The organism is Bradyrhizobium sp. AUGA SZCCT0158 (genome assembly GCF_018130065.1).
Taxonomy (GTDB): Bacteria; Pseudomonadota; Alphaproteobacteria; order Rhizobiales; family Xanthobacteraceae; genus Bradyrhizobium.
On sequence record NZ_JAFCME010000036.1, the window covers coordinates 1 to 19,270 of the forward strand.

The window sequence follows — 19,270 nt, forward strand, 5'->3', positions numbered from 1 at the left end:
ATACAGGGCAGCGGTGAACACCCGGCCTTCCCTGCGCAATGGCTTTACGGCTTATGCCGTGATCTCCCCGGAGACGAGTTCTGGGTTGACTCCGTCGCTATCGTTTCCGCTTGCGCTTCTCCGACAGCTTGACGCCTGCAACGGGCGCCAGGACCACACGGTTTTGCCGTACGCTTAATCCACGCCGTCGTCTCAGCGCAAACCAGCGTCCACCGCAACCCGTCCAACGTCCGTGACGACGGCCGACGCCCTCTGAGTGGGACGGGATGGGCAAAGATATGCACCTGATTTTCCTTCCGGTAAACAGAAATATTTTTTATTTTGGGGCTTGACACGATTTCCGTAAATCAGAACTGATTTGCCCGTCGGGTCGTTTTGTCGCGCCCCGGCGTCATTGCACGCAGGCCCGAACGGCTTTCGCGACATCGCGGCGGCCAGTCTCCTTCAAGCCGATCGCATCGGATCAGGCGACAGACAGCTTTGCAGTTGCGCCGAACCCCGGCATGACGCCGCCAAGAATCGTGCCCAACGCCACCAAACACGGCTCGCCTGCGGATGGGCGGTAATGTCAATTACTCGACATTTGATCGATCGCGCTAAGCTGCCCGCAATCTTCGGCATCACGTTGCAATTGTGCGGACGAATCTGAAAAAATCCTGATATCGCTTCGCCCGCCCGGGCCAAGCTCGCCAACGTACGGGTCCAAGAAGGAGCACCGATGAGCAAGGGCGATGACGTGCAGATCGAAGTTGCGCTGGCCGCGACCGATGAGGTGCGCCTGCTGATCGGCGAGCTCGAGGCCGTGCTTGCGGTGGAGTATCCGCCGGAGCAGCGGCATGGCTTTTCCATCGATGCGATCTTTCAACCGCATGTCCGCTTCTTCCTCGCGCGACGTCACGGCGCGGCGGTGGGCTGCGGCGGCGTCGCCCTCTTCCCTGAATATGCCGAGGTCAAGCGCATGTATGTGCGCGGCATCGCGCGGGGCCAGGGCGTTGCCGACGCCATTCTCGCGCGCATCGAAGACGAGGTGCGTGGCGCCGGACTTCCTGTGTTGCGCCTGGAGACAGGAACGCGCCAGATCGCGGCGATGCGGCTCTATATACGCACGGGATTCCGGGAATGTTCCGCGTTTGGCGATTACGCGCTGAAAGCGCCGCAATCCACCGCGGCGAGTGTGTTCTTCGAGAAGCGGATGTGAAGCATATCGCGGCAGGAACCAGCCACGGTTCAAACTGTCCACAGAACGGAGCCCGCGCTGCTTCCAGTTAAGAAACTCTCAGTATTTCTACGTTAGGTTGGGTCGCATTGGGGTAATGCTTCGGGCGCACAATGGCGCGGTGACCTGCTTTGTCGGGTCGCATCCAGCTTGGCATTGTTTCCATTGTCGAGAAATTTGATCTCGTTGCTGGACCAATCGATGCTTAAGTTAAAGAAAATTTCTGATCTACTGAAGGACTCGGCGGATAGCCTCGAAGGGCACAGCAGGGCGGCCAGTGGAAAAGCAGCGGACGAAACGGCCAAAATGATTAGGGACCTGCGCGATGCGGCCCGAGAAATCCTGACGAGTCAGGAATATCAAAATTCAAAGATCAAGTTCTAGAACCAAGACGCGACCATCAGGCGTTTAGTCCGATGATGATTTTTTTCTGTTCAACCGGAGAGTCCGGTTATGGTCGAAACTCGAATTGCGCCTCGCTTCCGTGTCGCCAAGCCCGCGAAGATTGATCACGGTGGCGACAAGATCAAATGCATGATCCGCGATATCTCCGCTACGGGAGCAGCGCTTGAGATATTCGATATCGTTCGGGTGCCTCAAAGCTTCACATTGATTGTGCCGGAAGATGGCCTGAAGCTGCCGTGCCACATTGTTTGGCGCAAGGAATACCGGATCGGTGTCGCCTTCGATTAGTTGTGTAGCCGGGAGTTGCGTAGTCCGGATGAGCCAACGGGTCGCGCAAACGCGCGCCCGATGACAGGCTCCGCGACATCCGGGACTCCTGCATTTCTCCGATACCCGCATGTCGCTGGCGCTCATGCGGGCTACCGGTCTCACAGCCCCGGCAAGCTGCCGGCGGATGCCTGTTATTGTTTTGCGGTGGTCTCGGCCTTGCTATCCGTTTTGGCTGCCTTCGGTTTCGCGGGCGCCTTGGCGGCGGCTTTCGGGGCGGCATTGTCGCTGCGCACGGTTCCCCAGGGATCGGTGCTCTTTTGCTCCGGAATATTGCCCAGCGACCGCTTGTAAGCCCGCTCGGCCTCCTTCTCCGCCGCGATATCCGATCGCGTCTTTTCCTTATCCTCCTCCCCGTATCTTTGAACGGGTGCCTGCTGGGCCAACGCCGGCCCGGCCAGCAAGACCATCACAGCCACGATGCCAATCATTTTCATGCGATCACTCCCCGGACTTTCCTGCCAAACGAATAGCACAGCTCCCGCGCCGGCCTAAATGCTGGATTGGGCGGAAATTGCTCGCGAAAACGCGCATTTCGCTGGCTGCAGCCAAGTCGTTGCCCAGAGCTGTCCAGTTTTGTAAACGTCTGGCATGAACGCCCCGCTTCTCCCCAACTCCGCCGACGCGCTGCTGTTCGATCTCGGACGCGTCGTCCTCGATATCGACTTCGGCAAGGTGGTCGCCACTTGGGCCGGCCATGCCGGCTGCGAGCCCGCACAGCTGGTCCAGCGATTCTCGCCCAATGACGCCTGGCATCGTCACGAGCGGGGCGAGATCAGCGATGCCGAATTCTTCGCAGGCCTGCGAGTCTCGTTGGGCATCGGAATAACGGACGCCGAGTTCCTGGAAGGCTGGAACGCGATCTTCGCCGGCGAAATGCCCGATATATCAGCATCGCTGGCGCGCGCCGGACAACGGCTGCCGCTTTATGCCTTCTCCAACACCAATAACGCGCATGTCGTGCATTTCAGCCAGGCCTATGCCGGCGTGCTCGGCCATTTCCGCGAAATCTACCTGTCATCGACGATCGGGCTTCGAAAGCCCGATGCGGCGGCCTATGATCATGTCGTCAAGGCGATCGGTGTTCCCGCCTCCCGCATCGTGTTCTTCGACGATTCCGCAGCAAATATCGACGGCGCGCGGGCACGCGGCCTGGCCGCGGTGCATGTGACAGGGCCGGATGACGTCGCAAAGGCGCTTGCCGCGCTGGGAATTTGAGAGGGTGTTGCCGTGGCCCTGATGCCGGTCGTTGATGCACTGACCGCGATCCTTGCGGGCGCCGATCCCCTGGCGGAAGAAATGGCCGCACTCGACACCGCCTGGCATCGCGTCCTCGCGCGCGACCTTGCCGCAAAGCGCACGCAGCCGCCGCGGGCGATGTCGGCGATGGACGGCTATGCGGTGCGATCGGCCGATGCCGCCGACCTCTCCGCGCGGCTGAAGGTGATCGGCGAAGTCGCGGCGGGCCGCCCGTTCGAACGCAAGGTGGGCCCGGGCGAAGCGGTCAGGATTTTTACCGGCGGGGTGATCCCTGATGGCGCCGACGCCGTCATCATCCAGGAAGACACGGCCGCCAGCGGCGACCACATCACGATCACGGAAGTTGCAAGACCGGGACGGCATATCCGCGCCGCCGGCGCCGATTTCCGCGAGGGCGATGTGCTGCTCACCAGGGGAAGCCGCCTCACCGAACGCGATCTGTCGCTCGCTGCCGGCATGAACTATCCGGAACTTGCCGTGATCAGCCGCCCCAAGGTGGCGGTGCTCGCCACCGGCGACGAGCTGGTGATGCCGGGCTCGATCCCGGGCCCCGGCCAGATCGTCTACTCCAACGGCTACGCGCTGCGCGCGCTGGCGCGGGCCGAGGGCGCCGAGACCATCGATTTCGGCATCGCCGCCGACACGGTCGAGGCGACCACTGACGGCATCCGCCGCGCCCGCGCATCGGGCGCCGACATCCTGATCACGATGGGCGGCGCCTCGGTCGGCGACCACGACCTCGTCAAGCGCTCGCTGGAGGCCGAGGGCGTCGCGATGGCGTTCTGGCGCATCGCGATGCGGCCGGGCAAGCCGATGATGCACGGGCGCCTCGGGGCGATGCGGGTGATCGGCCTGCCCGGCAATCCGGTCTCGTCCTATGTCTGCGGTTTCCTGTTTCTGGTGCCGCTGATTCGCGCGCTGTCGGGCCGAAAAACCATCCATCACGCGCGTGAGACCGCCCTGCTCGGCCGCGATCTTCCCGCCAACGACCAGCGCGAAGACTATCTTCGCGCACGGCTTGAGCAGCGCGAAGACGGTGCGTTGATCGCGGTGCCGGTGAGCCACCAGGATTCGTCGCTGCTAGGGAATCTCGCTGCGGCACGGGCGCTTTTGATACGTCCGCCGTTTGCGCCGGCGGTGCCTGAAGGCACGCCATGCGAGTTCCTGCGCCTGCCGGAATGACGCGTCCGGGCGGCCTGTTCGAGTGAACTCGGCGCGCGTTCATCTGAAATTAAGTGGTTGCGGAACATGTATCGAACATATAGTGTCCGTTCATGATTTGTTTCGAGAGCTAGTGTCTACAAATGGGAGTTTTGGACTTCCGAATTTGAGACCGCGGCCTCTGCAAGCTGAACGACCACGAATTACGACGCGCCAACCGGGGGATTGCTCGAGATGCTTACGCGCAAACAGTATGAACTTCTGCGTTTCATCAACGAACGGCTCAAGGAAGCCGGCGTGCCGCCCTCCTTCGACGAAATGAAGGATGCGCTCGACCTCCGCTCCAAATCCGGCATCCACCGCCTCATCACCGCCTTGGAAGAGCGCGGCTTCATCCGCCGCCTGCCCAACCGTGCCCGCGCCATCGAAGTCATCAAGCTGCCCGAGCTTGCGGGCGCCGGTAACGGCAACGGCCGCCGCGGCTTCACCCCGAGCGTCATCGAAGGCACGCTCGGCAAGGTCCGCGCCGCCAGCGCGCCCGCCGAGGACGATGGCAACCGTCCGGTCGCCGTTCCCGTCATGGGCCGGATCGCCGCCGGCACGCCGATCGAGGCGCTGCAGACCCGCAGCCACACCATCAGCGTACCGCCGGACATGCTCGGCTCCGGCGAACATTACGCGCTCGAAGTCCGCGGCGATTCCATGGTGGACGCCGGCATTCTCGACGGCGACATGGCGCTGATCCAGCGCAACGAGACCGCCGACACCGGCGATATCGTGGTGGCGCTGATCGACGAGGAGGAAGCCACCCTGAAACGCTTCCGCCGCCGCGGCGCCTCGATCGCGCTGGAGCCCGCCAACACCTCTTATGAAGTGCGCATCCTGCCGCCGAACCGGGTCCGGATTCAGGGCAAGCTGATCGGGCTGTACCGGAAGTACTGAGCGCGGCCCGCGCCAAATGCAAGCCGCGTTCGGCACCGCAAAAAAGCCCCGGCCATCGACCGGGGCTTTTCGTTGCCTGGAAGTTGGGACAGCCTTAACCGTCGCGGTGCGCTTGCACACGTCCCACAATTGCCCAGAACGCAGCAAAAACTGGCGGCGTGAGCGCGCTGTTTGGTTTGAGGCGTGCTCGAAAGCGTGCGAACGGGGGGACGCGACGTGGTCAGCAATATGATCACCAAGATCACCTGGCAGAGGGCGGGCCTAGTGACCGAGCCGGGCCGCTACATGCTCCGGTTCGGCTGGCTGACGGTGACGGCGGAAGATCTCGCGATCTGGCAGCAATATCCGGAGGCCGCGTTCACGCTGGTCGCGCTGCCCGGGATTGCCGACGACGGACGGGAGCAATTCCATCTCGGCGCCTTCGAACTGCCGCTGCCGCCGATGCCTGAAAATCCGCAGCCGCCGTAGCGCGTTTGTGATCGGTTGCGCCGGCCTTTCCGTCGCACAAATGTCCAGAACAGGAATAGACTTTGCTCAAGTCCACTCTGATAGAGGCCAGCGCCTCGAGGGAGGCACGGGTCTTTATCTCTTACGAGGGAGCGATCCGATGTGTGACTATAGTTTGCACGCGATGGCAACGCGTCCTGCTGAGGTCGGCGAGACATTAATATCGACCACCTTCCGCGGCACCTCGACCCGCGGCTTTGCCAGCGAACGCGACCCGGCAGTCGCGGTCTGCATGCTGCCCGGGACCGAACTGGCCTTCGCGCAAGACGTCAAATACGACAACCGCTGGATCTGGACGCGGACGATCGGTTTTCGCGTCGGTAAGTTCAACACCATTGATCCGCACATCAGGGAACGTCACCACGACGCAATCGAATTTCCCGACGGGAGCCATGTGCTGGTGACGCAGCTTTGCGAGGGTCAGCGCGTCACCGTGCTGCAATTGCCGGTGGTGCATCCGATTCCCGAGCGCGCGGCAACGAAGGCGGACACTACGACGACGACACCGCTTTCCACCGGTTGAATTCCGCGCCGCCGGTCGCGCCCCGCCGGGGAATGTGAATCCTTATTCCTCGGCCTGCAGGTCCGCTTCCGACGGGGTCGCATCGACCGCACGCGGCGCCGCACGGCGTGGCGCGAGGATGGTTGTCTCCGCGTCACCTTCGCCCGCGATCGCCGGCGACCATGGGCGATCGACGCCCCTGGGCTTGACGGCATCGATGGTAAATCCGCCGACGCTTCGCCGCAGCGCCATGGCGCCCTGCCGCCGCAGACGCTCCGCATCGATCACCGAGGCCCCGCACGCCGCAGGCGCCTGCCTTGCGGTTACCACCAGCGCCGCACGCTCACAATCATCCGCCAGCGCTTCCGGCCGCAGCGCCAACGCCACGAACCCGCCACCGGCGCCTTGCGTCACGCAGCCGCTCTCGTCGCATGAGACGCCCTCAGTGAGCGAGGCATCGGCAGGCTTTCGCGCGTCGGCATCCGCCGCCAGCCATTCCCTAACGAGGAAGCCATCTCGCGAGGCTCCGGTCGAAGTCACCTTGGCCGCCCGCATCAAATGCAGTTTGCCGTTCTGGCCGCGGACACCGACATTGCGCCCGTCGGCGGAGATCAGGATGTCCGGCTGCGGCACCCTCGCCGCCCACACCGCCGCCACCAGCACCACGGCCGCGCCGGTATAGCGCAGCGGCGTTCGTAACAGGCCGAGCAGGATGATGCCGATACTCGCCGCAATCAGCGGGCCGATGCCGAACGCCGGCACACGGCCGACCGCGCCCGGCAAGGCCGCGACCCATTGCGTGACCACGATCATCCAGTCGATGCCGACGCCCATCAACCACCAGCAGATGCCGTCGAAGCCGAACGGCATGAAGACCAGCCCGAACAATCCCGCCGGCATCACCAGCGCCGAGACCACCGGCATCGCCGCCAGATTGGCGAGCACGCCGTAGGGCGTCACCCGGTGGAAATGAAACGCCGCATAAGGCGTGGTGGCGAGGCCCGCTACCAATGAGGCCAGCAGCAGCATCGTGATCTCGCGGCCGCCCCACAGCGCCACCTGCGCGGTCGCGGAATGATCCGGCTGCGCGAACAGGCGCGGCATGCCGAGCTGCACCAGCGCCACCAGCCCCAGCGTCGCCGCAAACGACATTTGGAAGCTCGGATGCACCAGCGCCTCCGGTGCAATGGTCAGGACAATGAGCGCCGCCACCGCGAGCGTCCGAAACGTGATGGCGCGGCGGTCGACCATGACGGCGATCAGCACCACAGCCGTCATGAAGAACGAACGCTGGGTCGCGACTTCAGCCCCGGACAGCAGCAGATAAAACGCGGATGCTGCGAGTGCCGCCACCGCCGACCATTTCTTGATCGCAAAGCCAACCGTGAGCGTCGGGAACAGCGCCAGCAGCGCCCGTACCGCAAAGAACACGACGCCCGCGACGACAGCCATGTGATAGCCCGATATCGACAGCACATGGCCAAGTCCGGAGATGAACATCGCCTCATTGACGGGCTCGGAGATCGCGTCGCGCCGGCCGGTCAATAGCGCGGTCGCGATCGCGCGCTTGTCGCCTTCCAGCACGGTCCGGATCAGCGCGTCGATCGCATCCCGCATGCCTTGCATGAACGCCGAATAGCGCAACTTCCACCCGCCGCCATCAGGCGCTTTCGCGGTCTTGATCGCACCCATCACAAAGCCGGAGGCGCCGATGCCGGAGAAGAACATGTCGCGGCCGAAATCGTAGCTGCCGGGCCGGAGCGGCGACATCGGCGGCAACAGCCGCGCCTTCAATTCGACAAAGCTGCCGACGTCAGGCGCGGTGCCCTTCTTGACCGACAGCCGCACGCGTTCGATTTTTGTCGCGTCGCGCGCGCTCTCCATGGTCACGACGCGCAGCACAAAACGGTCGGTGCGTTCGCGGATGTCGCGGGTCTCGACATATCCCGTCAGCGACACCGAAAACATCGGCCGCGCCAGCACGCCATGCGCGATCCGCGCCGTCTTCCAGGTAGCGATCGCAAAGCCGGCGGCGACGGCCGCGATCATGACTGCGATCGGAAACACCTTGTGCCGCCGCAGCAGGAACGCCGCCGCGCACAGCGTGATGGCGGTAACCGCCACGACCGTCAGCACCGGCTCGTGGTCGGCGGCAAAATACAAGGCGATGCCGGTGCCGAACGCGACGGGCACCCAGGGCAGCAAACGCCCCGCCCCCGCCTCCGCGCGCGCCCATTGCCGCAAGGTCTCGATCAGCGGCGCCCACAGCGCAAGACGCCGGGGCGCGAGACCGCCGACCGGCGCCGCCCCACGCGGCGGCCACGTGCCGGCGTAGCCTCGCCTTTGGCCCGGCGTGTTGCCCTGCTCCGACATCAAGCTACCCACACGATACGCTCGCGGACACAAAGCTACCGGAAGGTGTGAGGTGCCGGCTAGCAGAACGGAAGTGGAATATCGGCGAAAGGCGCCGCGCCGCTCATTATGCCGTTATGTCGCAGAACGAGGTGATCGGGCCTTTTGCAAGGGCGTCGCCGGTGCCTCGCCGCGCCCCGTGCCGGCACTTCCCCTTGACATGCCGGCGCTCCGCCGCCCGAATGGCGGGTAGCGCAAAAAGCGCGCGCCGCGGTGCAATGCCCGGCGCATCAAAAACAAAATGGGGAGGGTTTGCGAATGCTTCGCCAAATAATCCGCGATGCCAAAAGTCTGGCCAGAAATGTTGCCCTTGCTTGGCTTGCAGCCGTAAGCCTGCTCGGCGCCGGCAACGCGCAAGCGGCCTTCCCGGAGCGACCCATCACGCTGATCGTGCCGTGGGCCGCCGGCGGCGGCACCGACGCGGTCGCCCGCCAGATCGCCAACATCATGGAGCGCGATCTCAAGCAGCCGGTGAACGTCGTGAACCGCACCGGCGGATCGGGCGTGGTCGGCCACCAGGCGATCGCGACTGCCGCGCCCGACGGTTACACGTTCGGCCTCATCACGCTGGAAATCACCCTGATGCACTGGGCGGGGCTTACCGATCTTACGTTCGAGAAGTTCACGCCGCTCGGGCTGGTCAACCAGGACTTCGCCGCGATCCACGTCAAGGCGGACTCGCCCTACAAGAACGTCAAGGAGCTGTTCGCGCATATCAAGGCGAACCCGAACAAGGTGGCGGCTTCGGGCACCGGGCAAGGCGGAAGCTGGCATGTCGCGCTCGCCGGCCTGATGCAGGCCGACGGCGTTTCGCCGACCTCGATCCGCTGGGTGCCATCCACGGGCGCTGCGACCGCGCTGACGGATCTGGCCGCCGGCGGCGTCGACTTCGTCGCGTGCTCGATGCCGGAAGCCGAGGCGCTAATCAAGGCGGGGCGTATCCGCAGCCTCGCCTTCTTCTCGCCCAAGCGCGCGCCGAACTTCCCTGACGTGCCGACCACCGAGGAGGCGACCGGTCACAAGGTTCACAAGGGCGTGTGGCGCGGCTTTGCGGCGCCCAAGGGCCTGCCGCCGGAAATCGCCAAGACGTATGAGGCCGCGATCAAGAAGGCCTGGGACAGCGACGAGTTCAAGGATTTCATGACCCGGCGCGGCTTCGACATGATCTATCTAGATGCGGCAAGGTATGGCGAGTTCATGAAGGCCGACGACGAGAGCAACGGCAAGGCGCTGAAGTCGCTGGGGCTGGCGAAGTGAGGCGCGCCGCAAGCCTCGTCGTCGCCTGACGGCAACCCGACGACCGCGAAGGCTTAGTGGTCCGGCCGGTTAATGTCCGGAGCATCTCCTGCCGCCATGTCCAAGCGGAATCTCAAAAGAGATCAGTAAGGCGCGCGCTCCTGCAACCGTGACCCGCACGGCCCCAAGCTGCACTATTTCCACGACCTGTAGGCGTCCAGCGCGTGAGCGACAAGGATGCCGACGCTGAGAATTATCAGAAGTGCTGCAATGGCCTCGAACATTGGCGATCTCTCAGGGTTGCTCAAGTAAGCAACTCGCCCCGCTGCACAGTCAAAATGATTCGCCTTGTCGCCGCAGATCGCGGTGCGGCTGGTGACTTTGAGCAACGGTTGATCTGGTTTTCACCTGAATCTGCAAGCTTGATTGCCCATTTTTTGCCTATTTTTCGACGGAAACAGCGATCCTAGCCCTTAACCTAGCGGCCAACGCAGGCGGTGGCTGAAATGACGGACCGATCGCACGAAATCGCGCCGGACGACGACCTCCGTATTCTTGTCCGCGTGGTCTCGATTTGTACTCTGGGACTCTGGTCATTTGCAGCCGGTTTGCTGATAGGCACTTTTCTGTTTTCGTGATCAATGCCCGCTGCTGCGCCATGGCCTCTCGGCCATCAACTTGGTCGCGGGTGAGTCAACACTGCCTTCTGACATTCAGCGCCGTTCAACCCTGACTTCGGCGAGGTGCTTGATGCGACGGGCGATCATCGGACTCTTGCGCAAGATTTTAGCCACCCGGCTCTTCACTTCAAGCGCGCAACGATATCGGCGCCCTATGATCCCTACCTTGAGCCGCGCGTCGTCCGTGCTGGTTGGCACGGCAGCGTTCGCACTCCTGGCCCCGCACGCCGCTGTTTCCCAAGGCCGCATCGAAATAGTGAATTTCCAAAGCGTTACCTTCCCCGGCAGCCTGTTTACGCCTCCTTTTATGGCCGCCCCGCAGGAGGGCTCGCCGGCAACGATCTTTGGTATTCTGAGGCTTCCGGAGACTACGGACCGGGTTCCTGCCGTCGTCATAACGCATGGTTGTTCGGGCATCACGGGAGCGGAGACGTACTGGGCGGAAAGTCTCATTCAACTCGGCGTCGCTACGTTCGTCGTCAATAGTTTTGTCGGGAGGAGTATTCCGCGTGTCTGCTCAGGTCCTCACACAATAAGCACAGCCAGCGTGCTCACCGATGTCTATCGCGCACGGGATCTTCTGGCAGTGCATCCGCGCATCGACCCTTCACGAATTGCGGTGTTGGGATTTTCCTTCGGTGGCCGCAACGCGCTCTGGGCAGCCTCCCCGCGGTTCCAGCAACGCTACGGTCCCGGGCTGTCACCCTTTGCAGCCCATCTCGCGTTTTACCCCACAGGCTGTCATATCAAGCTCATCGATGAAGATCGCGTGGCTGATGTCCCGATACGGATCTTTCATGGCGCAGCCGACGACGCGACGATCATCGGCCGCTGCAGGGAGTACGTCGCACGGCTCCGCAATGCCGGCCGTGACGTCGCCCTGTTCGAATACGTCGGCGCCAAGCACTGGTTTGACAACGCCGATCTCGCCAACCGTCAAACGGCGACCGGCTTCCTGAACTACAGCAAGTGTACGTTTCTCGAGCAAGACGACAAGATCATCGACGTGGTGACCGGCGGCCCGGCAGGAACGGGATCGCCATGCGTGGTGTCGGAGGGGTCGTTTGGTTACAATCCCGCGGCGCGCGAGCAAGCGACAGCGGATGTGCAGAATTTTCTGCGATCGTTGTTCAAGCTTTGACCGCCGCACAGGCGGGGTCATGGCCTCAACTGACCGGTCGGACACATGGCGTCGTTACGCTACGATGCGGAATTTGGTCCGCTATCATAGACAGGGCAGCAGCAGCCCCCGCCTCCGCGCACACCCATGTGCGCAGAGTCTCGATGAACGGCGGCCAGTTCGAAAGACGCGACGGGAGCAATCCGCCGGCCGGCGCCGCCCCCTGCCGGCGTAGCCTCTCCTGCTGCCCGGCGTTCCGCCCTGCTCCGCCATCCCACGCCTTGGAGTATGCCTGTTTTCACAAATCTACTGGAAGCGGCTATCCGCGGGTGAGTGGAACAGATGCGAAATGCGGACGAAAGAATGTCCGCCCGTCGTCCAGCCGATTGAGCCGAAAGTCTCAGAAGGTGCGATTGGGGATTAGACTGCTGTCGCGCCTCCGATCCCTGACAGAGGGGACAGAGGCATTGAAAGCTCGCGGCATGAAGGCCGCTGGAGCTTTTCTCAGGTGGTTCAACGCTCCTCTGAGACCAGGCGTTGCGGCCGCTACTTGCAATGTTGGCCTGTCGCGTCGCGCACCCGACACATGGCAATTCAAATCCCGGCCCACGTCGCCGAGCCAATTCCTCTCCTCCCGACCGCAAGTAGATAACGGTCGGCCAGAGGCTCGGCAACCACCCTTCTCAGCTGGCTGGATGATGCCAGCGATCGTGCCACCAGGTGCTGAAATCGCGATCGGTCGCTAGTTCCCAGGCTGCAAGCAAAATCACCAATATGCCTGAGACCACACTGCTTGCCGTGGCCGATACCGACTCGTAGCCGACCGTCCAAGGTACCGCCACCAGAGCCAAACCGATGAGGATCTCTCCCCATTCCTCCAGATAGGAGGGAATGAGGAATCCCTCTACGGCAAACAGAATGACGCACAAGCCAAGGGCGATAGTTAGCACGACTTCTGCCCCAGCCATGCCCAGGGCGAACGGCGACACGACCAGCCAGACACCCACCACCAGGCTGGCAACGTCCTGCCAGTGTTGAATGCGCATGATACTCACCTCCTCTCCTCCATGAATATGGTGGCGCCGCGCTGAAAAACGCGTGCCTCAACCTGCGTTGTGTTGACGCTGCTGCTGCCCCCGGCGCCGTCGTCCCACCCTGGCCGCCCATCACCCCAAAAACGCTCTTGCAAGTGCGCTGCAGCAGGACGCACGCTGCGTGCGCCTGACCAGCGTCGACGTCTCGCGGACCAGCGGAACGGGTACGCATTGCGGCTTGTTGAAGCCCTCCGGCAGCGATAATTTCACTTCACTTTATGGTTGTACGAGACCCCGGCTCAGATGCAAAAATCCAGACTTGCTGTCCGCGTTTGGCGGCGAACGGGCAACGCGGCTCGCCGCCGCCTCCCTCTTACCTTCGCCGTCGCTTCGTTTGCATTGCTTGCAAACGGCACCGCAAAGGCCGCATCGGAAAACAATATCCCCCAGCGGGCTGTGCTGTATGACGAGGACCCTTCCGATCCCAAGGGCACCAAATATGAAGGCTCGGTCTCGTGGCGTACCGTCCCAATCAAGGCTGCGGGTCAGCCTGACGAATTGGCCGTCTACGCCGACGTCGAGATTCCATGGCGCAAGCTCAAGCTGACGCTGTCATTCCGGCGCAATACCGACAAATCCCTGCCAGCCAGCCACACCGCGGAACTGAGATTTACCCTGCCTCCGGATATTGCCGTCAGCAGCGTTCCGGGACTGCTGACGAAATCGAGCGAACAGAGCCGTGGCGTTCCGCTCGCCGCCGTCGCGGTCAAGGTCACCGACTACTTCTTCATGGTAGGCCTGCAGGACACCCCTGCAGACCGCGCCAAGAACCTGCAGCTGCTGCTCGAGCGCACATGGTTCGATATTCCGATGGTGTATTCCAGCGGTCGCCGCGCCATCATCGCGATCGAAAAAGGAACGCCCGGCACCAATGCATTCAAGGTCGCTTTCGGCGCCGGGAATCCGGCTCACGCGCCTGCAACGTCGCCGTCGCGTCCGGGCTATGCTGTTCAGGTATCCGCCCAGAACAATGAAGCGGACGCGCTGGCTTCCTATCAGGTGCTGCAGACCAAATTTCCCGCCGTGTTGGGATCACGCGCCCCCATCGTCAAACGCGTGGACGGCAACGACGGCGTTCTCTACCGCGCTATGGTCGGCCCGTTTTCGACCGCCGACGAAGCGTTCGATTTGTGCGAGAGCCTGAAGGCCGCCGGCGGAGAATGCATCGTCCAGCGAAATTGACGGGCGAAGGCCGCAGCTTCCCTATTGCTGGATCAACGGCGCCTTCGACGACACGTGATGGCTGACGATTTTCCAGTCGCCGTCTTCGCGGGCGATCACCCAGGTGATCTTGACCGACAGTTTTACGGCGCCTTCATCGGCGTCGAACGACGCCGTGCCGGCGACATTGACCAAATCGGGTCCGGCCTGCTCGGCCACGACATCGGTGAACTGGACGGCCGACGTCCGCCACCGCGGCAATCCCTTGAAGTAGGCCGTGACGCCGTCGCGTCCGCGATAGAGTTTCGGGTTCGAGCCGAAGAACAGCGCGTGCCTCGAATAGAGCGAAGCGAGCGCGTCGGCGTCCAGCCTGCTGAACGCCGCGGCCCACTTCGCCATGGTGCCGGATGCGATGTCGTCGGCCGCGCTGTGCATCGGAATATCCAATCGTTTTGAAGCGAAGTCAGCCCTTCTCAGCCCTTGGCGACTTCCTTGGCAAACGTGTCGCGCAAGCCGATGGTGCGGTTGAACACTGGTTTGTCCGGCGTCGAATCCTGGTCGCGCACGAAATAGCCTTGCCGCTCGAACTGCATCACCTCGTTCGAATTGCTTTCGGCGACGCCGACCTCGATCCGCGCGTCGGACAGCACTTCCAGCGACTGCGGGTTGATGTCGGCGGCGAAATTGCCGGCGTCGGGGCTCGGTTTTGCAAATAGCTGGTTGTAGACGCGGATTTCAGCGGTGCGCGACTGCGCCGCCGGCAGCCAGTGCATGGTGGCCTTCACCTTGCGTCCATCGGGCGCGTTGCCGCCCTTGGTGGCAGGATCATAGGTACAGCGCAGCTCGACCACCTCGCCGGCGTCATTCTTGATCACGCCGGTGCATTTGATGAAATAGGCGTAGCGCAGCCGCACTTCGTTGCCCGGAGAAAGCCGGAAGAATTTCTTCGGCGGGTTCTCCATGAAATCGTCCTGCTCGATATAGAGTTCGCGGCCGAACGCGATGCGGCGGGTGCCGGCATCGGGATTGTCAGGGTGATTGACGGCCTCGAGCTCCTCGACCTGGCCTTCAGGATAATTCTCGATCACGACCTTCAGCGGCCGCAGCACCGCCATGCGGCGCTCGGCCGTCTTGTTGAGCAGTTCGCGGATGCAGAATTCCAGCATGCCGACATCGACCACGCTGTTGGATTTCGCCACCCCGATGCGCTTGACGAATTCGCGCACCGCTGCCGGCGGCACGCCGCGCCGCTTCAGGCCGGCGACGGTCGGCATCCGCGGATCGTCCCAGCCGGCGACATGGCCCTCGCGCACGAGCTGCGTCAGCACCCGCTTCGAAAGCAGCGTGTAGGTGATGTTGAGCCGGGCGAATTCATACTGCCGCGGCTTTGACGGCACCGGCAGCTTGTCGAGCAGCCATTCATAGAGCGGCCGGTGATCCTCGAACTCCAGCGTGCAGATCGAATGGGTGATGCCTTCGATGGCGTCCGACTGGCCGTGGGCGTAGTCGTAGCTCGGATAGATCGACCATTTGTCGCCGGTGCGCGGATGATGGGCGTGCAGGATTCGGTACAGCACGGGATCGCGCATGTTGATGTTGCCGGAGGCCATGTCGATTTTGGCGCGCAGCACGCGGGTGCCGTTCGGGAATTCGCCGGCCTTCATGCGGCGAAACAGATCGAGGTTCTCGTCCACCGGCCGGTCGCGGAACGGGCTGTTCTTGCCGGGTTCCGTCAGCGTGCCGCGGCTGACGCGGATTTCCTCCTGCGACTGGTCGTCGACATAGGCATGGCCGGCCTTGATCAGGCCTTCCGCCCAGTCGTAGAGCCGCTCGAAATAGTCAGAGGCGTAGTAGAGATCGGTTCCCCAGTCGTAGCCGAGCCAGCGCACGTCGGCCTGGATGGAATCGATATATTCCTGCTCTTCCTTGGTCGGGTTGGTGTCGTCGAAGCGCAGATGGCACTTGCCGCCAAACTCCTGCGCGATGCCGAAATTAAGGGCAATCGACTTGGCGTGGCCGATATGCAGGTAGCCGTTCGGCTCCGGCGGAAATCGGGTCACGATCCGGCTGTGCTTCTGGGTGTCGAGGTCGGCCTGGACGATGTCGCGAATGAAATCGCGCCCTGCTTCTGCCGCTGCCGGTTCTGTGGTCATTACGTGTTCCCGCTCGGTAAGCGGCCCTTCTGCCAAATTCGCCCCTGCCCGCCAAGCCTGCTTTGGCCAAGGCAGCTCTAAAGCCTGACTTTAACGGCGAGACTTTAGTTATGCACCGTCCTGCTATACACCACGGCCGTTCACGCATAGGCCTGCCCCCATCATGACCGATTCCGTCGTCACCCGCTTTGCCCCCTCGCCGACCGGCTTCCTGCACATCGGAGGCGCCCGCACCGCGCTGTTCAACTGGCTCTACGCCAAGAAACACGGCGGCAAGATGCTGCTGCGGATCGAGGATACCGACCGCGAGCGGTCGACCGAGCCGGCGATTGCCGCGATCCTCGACGGATTGAAGTGGCTGGAGCTCGGTTGGGACGGCGACGTCATCTACCAGTTCAGCCGCGCCGCCCGCCACCGCGAGGCTGCCGAGTCCCTGCTCGCCAGCGGCCGGGCCTATCGCTGCTACGCCACGCCGGAGGAACTGACGGCGATGCGCGAGAAGGCCCGCGCCGAGGGCCGCACCCGCCTCTATGACGGCCTGTGGCGCGACCGTGACCCGTCGGAGGCGCCCGCGGGCATGAAGCCCACCATCCGTCTCAAGGCGCCGCAGACCGGCGAGACCGTGATCGAGGATCAGGTCCAGGGCCGCGTGGTCTGGCAGAACGAGAACCTCGACGATCTCGTGCTGCTGCGCGGCGACGGCAACCCGACCTACATGCTGGCGGTCGTGGTCGACGACCACGACATGGGCGTCACCCACGTGATCCGGGGTGACGATCATTTGATCAACGCCGCGCGCCAGAAGCAGATCTACGACGCGCTGGATTGGACGCTTCCGAACATGTCCCATATCCCGCTGATCCATGGGGCCGATGGCGCGAAGCTGTCGAAGCGTCATGGCGCGCTCGGGGTCGAGGCCTACCGCGCACTCGGCTATCTGCCGGCGGCGCTGCGCAATTACCTGGTCCGGCTCGGCTGGGGCCATGGCGACCAGGAGATTTTCTCGACGGAGGAGATGATCGCCGCGTTCGACCTGCCCGCCATCGGCCGTTCGGCGGCGCGCTTCGATTTCGCCAAGCTTGAAAACCTCAACGGCCACTACATCCGCCAGGCCGACGATCAAGCGCTCGTGACCATGTTCGAGCAGCTGCTGGATCACGTTCCTGATGGCGCCGAACTGAAGGCCAAGCTCAACGACACCACGCGGGCGCAATTGCTGCGGGCAATGCCGAGCCTGAAAGAGCGCGCCAAGACGCTGCTCGAATTGATCGCGGGCTCCTACTTCATCTTTGCCGACCGTCCGCTCGAGCTCGAGCCGAAAGCGGCCGCCCTGCTGACGCCGGAAACCCGCGGTTTGATCGGCAAGCTGCGCGATGCGCTGGAGGCCGTCACCGACTGGAATTCGGAAACCACCGAAGCCGCCATGCGGAATTTCGCCGAGCAGAATAACCTCAAGCTGGGCGCGGTCGCCCAGCCGCTGCGGGTGGCGCTGACCGGGCGGACGACGTCGCCCGGAATCTTCGACGTGCTGGCGGTGCTGGGGCGGGATCAATGCCTGGCCCGGCTCGGCGATCAAGCCGCGGGATGAACCCCTGCTATGTGCTAGCGGCGGCCATCTTGCAGTGCACAGGGCAATAAGCTACCCCTTTCCAGCCGCCTTCTAGACAATCCGGCCTGCCCCTTTTCGCCCCAGAGAATGGCATCAGGAACAGCCGGTTTTCGCAACGATTTCATCGGGGACTACACGATGGACGCAAAATCCAGCAACAAGACCGCAACGCTAACGGTAGGTAACAAGACCTACGATTTCCCGATCCTGAGCGGCACGGTGGGGCCGGATGTCATCGACATCGCCAAGCTCTACGGCCAGGCCGGGATGTTCACCTACGACCCCGGCTTCACCTCCACCGGCAGCTGCCAGTCGAAGATCACCTATATCGACGGCGACGCCGGCATCCTGGAATACCGCGGCTATCCGATCGAGCAGCTCGCCGAAAAGGGCGATTTCCTCGAGACCTGCTATCTGCTGCTGTACGGGGACCTTCCGACCAAGGCGCAGAAGGAAGATTTCGACCACCGCGTGATCCATCACACCATGGTTCACGAGCAGATGGCCCGCTTCTTCCAGGGCTTCCGCCGCGACGCCCATCCGATGGCCATCATGGTCGCGGCCGTCGGCGCGCTGGCCGCGTTCTATCACGACAGTACCGACATCAACGATACGAAGCAGCGCATGATCGCCTCGATGCGCATGATCGCCAAGGTTCCGACGCTGGCCGCGATGGCCTTCAAATACACCGTCGGCCAGCCCTTCGTGTACCCGAAGAACTCGCTCACCTTTGCCGAGAACTTCCTCAACATGTGCTTTGCCGTCCCCTGCGAGGACTACAAGATCAACCCGGTGCTGGCTGATGCGCTGGACAAGATCTTCATCCTGCACGCCGACCATGAGCAAAACGCCTCGACCTCGACGGTGCGTATCGCCGGCTCTTCCGGCGCCAATCCGTTCGCCTGTATCGCCGCGGGCATCGCCTGCCTGTGGGGACCGGCGCATGGCGGCGCCAACGAGGCTGCGCTGGCGATGCTGGCCGAGATCGGCACGGTCGACAAGATTCCCGAGTTCATCGCCAAGGTGAAGGACAAGAACTCGGAAGTCCGCCTGATGGGCTTCGGACATCGCGTCTACAAGAACTACGATCCGCGCGCCAAGATCATGCAGAAGATGTGTCACGCGGTGCTGGCCGAGACCGGCCATGGCGACGACCCGATGCTGAAGGTCGCGCTGGAGCTGGAAAAGATCGCGCTCAGCGATCCCTACTTCATCGACCGCAAGCTCTACCCGAACGTCGACTTCTATTCGGGCATCACGCTCAAGGCGATGGGCTTCCCGACCTCGATGTTCACCGTGCTGTTCGCGGTCGCCCGCACCGTCGGCTGGATCAGCCAGTGGAGCGAGATGATCGAGGATCCGCAGCAGAAGATCGGCCGTCCGCGCCAGCTCTACACCGGCGTCGCCCGCCGCGACTACGTCGAGATGGGCAAGCGCAAGTAAGGCCTGACGGATACGAGACCGAAGAAAGCCGGATGCGATAGT

General features: G+C 63.1%; 18 protein-coding genes. 13 read left to right on the forward strand and 5 right to left on the reverse strand.

Annotated features, from left to right (window positions below):
* The first annotated feature begins 718 nt into the window (after positions 1–718).
* The 3 genes from JQ574_RS31405 (at position 719) to JQ574_RS31415 (ending at position 1,909) form a co-directional block, all read left to right on the forward strand.
* Entirely contained in the window at positions 719–1,198 is a 480-nt protein-coding gene (locus tag JQ574_RS31405; protein ID WP_212208045.1) for a GNAT family N-acetyltransferase, read from the forward strand.
* A 219-nt stretch (positions 1,199–1,417) separates the two neighbouring features.
* A complete protein-coding gene (locus JQ574_RS31410) occupies positions 1,418–1,600 on the forward strand; it encodes a hypothetical protein (RefSeq protein WP_212208046.1) in 183 nt (60 codons plus the stop codon).
* 69 nt (positions 1,601–1,669) lie between these two features.
* A complete protein-coding gene (locus tag JQ574_RS31415) occupies positions 1,670–1,909 on the forward strand; it encodes a PilZ domain-containing protein (RefSeq protein WP_212208047.1) in 240 nt (79 codons plus the stop codon).
* Positions 1,910–2,082: 173 nt separating this feature from the next.
* Here the strand turns inward: JQ574_RS31415 and JQ574_RS31420 are convergent, their stop codons facing one another.
* Positions 2,083–2,379, reverse strand: a complete 297-nt coding sequence (locus tag JQ574_RS31420; protein WP_249119724.1) for a hypothetical protein — start codon at positions 2,377–2,379, stop codon at positions 2,083–2,085.
* A 160-nt stretch (positions 2,380–2,539) separates the two neighbouring features.
* Between JQ574_RS31420 and JQ574_RS31425 the strand changes: the two genes are divergently transcribed.
* From JQ574_RS31425 to JQ574_RS31445, 5 genes are all read left to right on the forward strand, one after another.
* Complete coding sequence (locus JQ574_RS31425) at positions 2,540–3,166, forward strand: HAD family phosphatase (RefSeq protein WP_212208049.1); 627 nt, start codon at positions 2,540–2,542, stop codon at positions 3,164–3,166.
* A 12-nt stretch (positions 3,167–3,178) separates the two neighbouring features.
* Positions 3,179–4,390, forward strand: coding sequence for a gephyrin-like molybdotransferase Glp (gene glp, locus JQ574_RS31430; RefSeq protein ID WP_212208050.1), 1,212 nt, complete (start codon positions 3,179–3,181; stop codon positions 4,388–4,390).
* A gap of 213 nt (positions 4,391–4,603) precedes the next feature.
* On the forward strand, positions 4,604–5,311 hold the full coding sequence (gene lexA, locus JQ574_RS31435) for a transcriptional repressor LexA (protein ID WP_192733386.1): 708 nt from the start codon (positions 4,604–4,606) through the stop codon (positions 5,309–5,311).
* Positions 5,312–5,539: 228 nt separating this feature from the next.
* Complete coding sequence (locus tag JQ574_RS31440; protein WP_192734221.1) at positions 5,540–5,779, forward strand: hypothetical protein; 240 nt, start codon at positions 5,540–5,542, stop codon at positions 5,777–5,779.
* A 139-nt stretch (positions 5,780–5,918) separates the two neighbouring features.
* Entirely contained in the window at positions 5,919–6,341 is a 423-nt protein-coding gene (locus tag JQ574_RS31445; RefSeq protein ID WP_212384154.1) for a hypothetical protein, read from the forward strand.
* A gap of 42 nt (positions 6,342–6,383) precedes the next feature.
* Here the strand turns inward: JQ574_RS31445 and JQ574_RS31450 are convergent, their stop codons facing one another.
* A complete protein-coding gene (locus JQ574_RS31450; protein WP_212208052.1) occupies positions 6,384–8,693 on the reverse strand; it encodes a ComEC/Rec2 family competence protein in 2,310 nt (769 codons plus the stop codon).
* Between the two features lie 297 nt (positions 8,694–8,990).
* Here JQ574_RS31450 and JQ574_RS31455 point away from each other — a divergent pair, with 297 nt between their 5' ends.
* Complete coding sequence (locus tag JQ574_RS31455) at positions 8,991–9,989, forward strand: tripartite tricarboxylate transporter substrate binding protein (RefSeq protein WP_212384155.1); 999 nt, start codon at positions 8,991–8,993, stop codon at positions 9,987–9,989.
* A 729-nt stretch (positions 9,990–10,718) separates the two neighbouring features.
* Positions 10,719–11,789 (forward strand): dienelactone hydrolase family protein, encoded by a 1,071-nt coding sequence (locus JQ574_RS31460; protein WP_212208054.1) that lies wholly within the window; start codon positions 10,719–10,721, stop codon positions 11,787–11,789.
* Positions 11,790–12,451: 662 nt separating this feature from the next.
* Here the strand turns inward: JQ574_RS31460 and JQ574_RS31465 are convergent.
* Positions 12,452–12,814, reverse strand: coding sequence for an SPW repeat protein (locus JQ574_RS31465; RefSeq protein ID WP_212208055.1), 363 nt, complete (start codon positions 12,812–12,814; stop codon positions 12,452–12,454).
* Positions 12,815–13,258: 444 nt separating this feature from the next.
* Between JQ574_RS31465 and JQ574_RS35780 the strand changes: the two genes are divergently transcribed.
* Positions 13,259–14,044 carry an SPOR domain-containing protein gene (locus JQ574_RS35780; protein ID WP_212384156.1) on the forward strand — a complete coding sequence of 262 codons (786 nt, stop codon included), beginning with the start codon at positions 13,259–13,261 and terminating at the stop codon, positions 14,042–14,044.
* 21 nt (positions 14,045–14,065) lie between these two features.
* Here the strand turns inward: JQ574_RS35780 and JQ574_RS31475 are convergent, their stop codons facing one another.
* Together JQ574_RS31475 and JQ574_RS31480 are read right to left on the reverse strand one after the other, a co-directional pair.
* Positions 14,066–14,458, reverse strand: coding sequence for a nuclear transport factor 2 family protein (locus tag JQ574_RS31475; protein WP_212208057.1), 393 nt, complete (start codon positions 14,456–14,458; stop codon positions 14,066–14,068).
* Between the two features lie 38 nt (positions 14,459–14,496).
* Entirely contained in the window at positions 14,497–16,176 is a 1,680-nt protein-coding gene (locus tag JQ574_RS31480) for a glutamine--tRNA ligase/YqeY domain fusion protein (RefSeq protein WP_212384157.1), read from the reverse strand.
* Positions 16,177–16,339: 163 nt separating this feature from the next.
* Here JQ574_RS31480 and gltX point away from each other — a divergent pair, with 163 nt between their 5' ends.
* A complete protein-coding gene (gltX, locus tag JQ574_RS31485; protein WP_212208059.1) occupies positions 16,340–17,764 on the forward strand; it encodes a glutamate--tRNA ligase in 1,425 nt (474 codons plus the stop codon).
* A 159-nt stretch (positions 17,765–17,923) separates the two neighbouring features.
* Entirely contained in the window at positions 17,924–19,228 is a 1,305-nt protein-coding gene (gene gltA, locus JQ574_RS31490) for a citrate synthase (protein WP_212208060.1), read from the forward strand.
* The last annotated feature ends 42 nt before the right edge of the window (positions 19,229–19,270 follow it).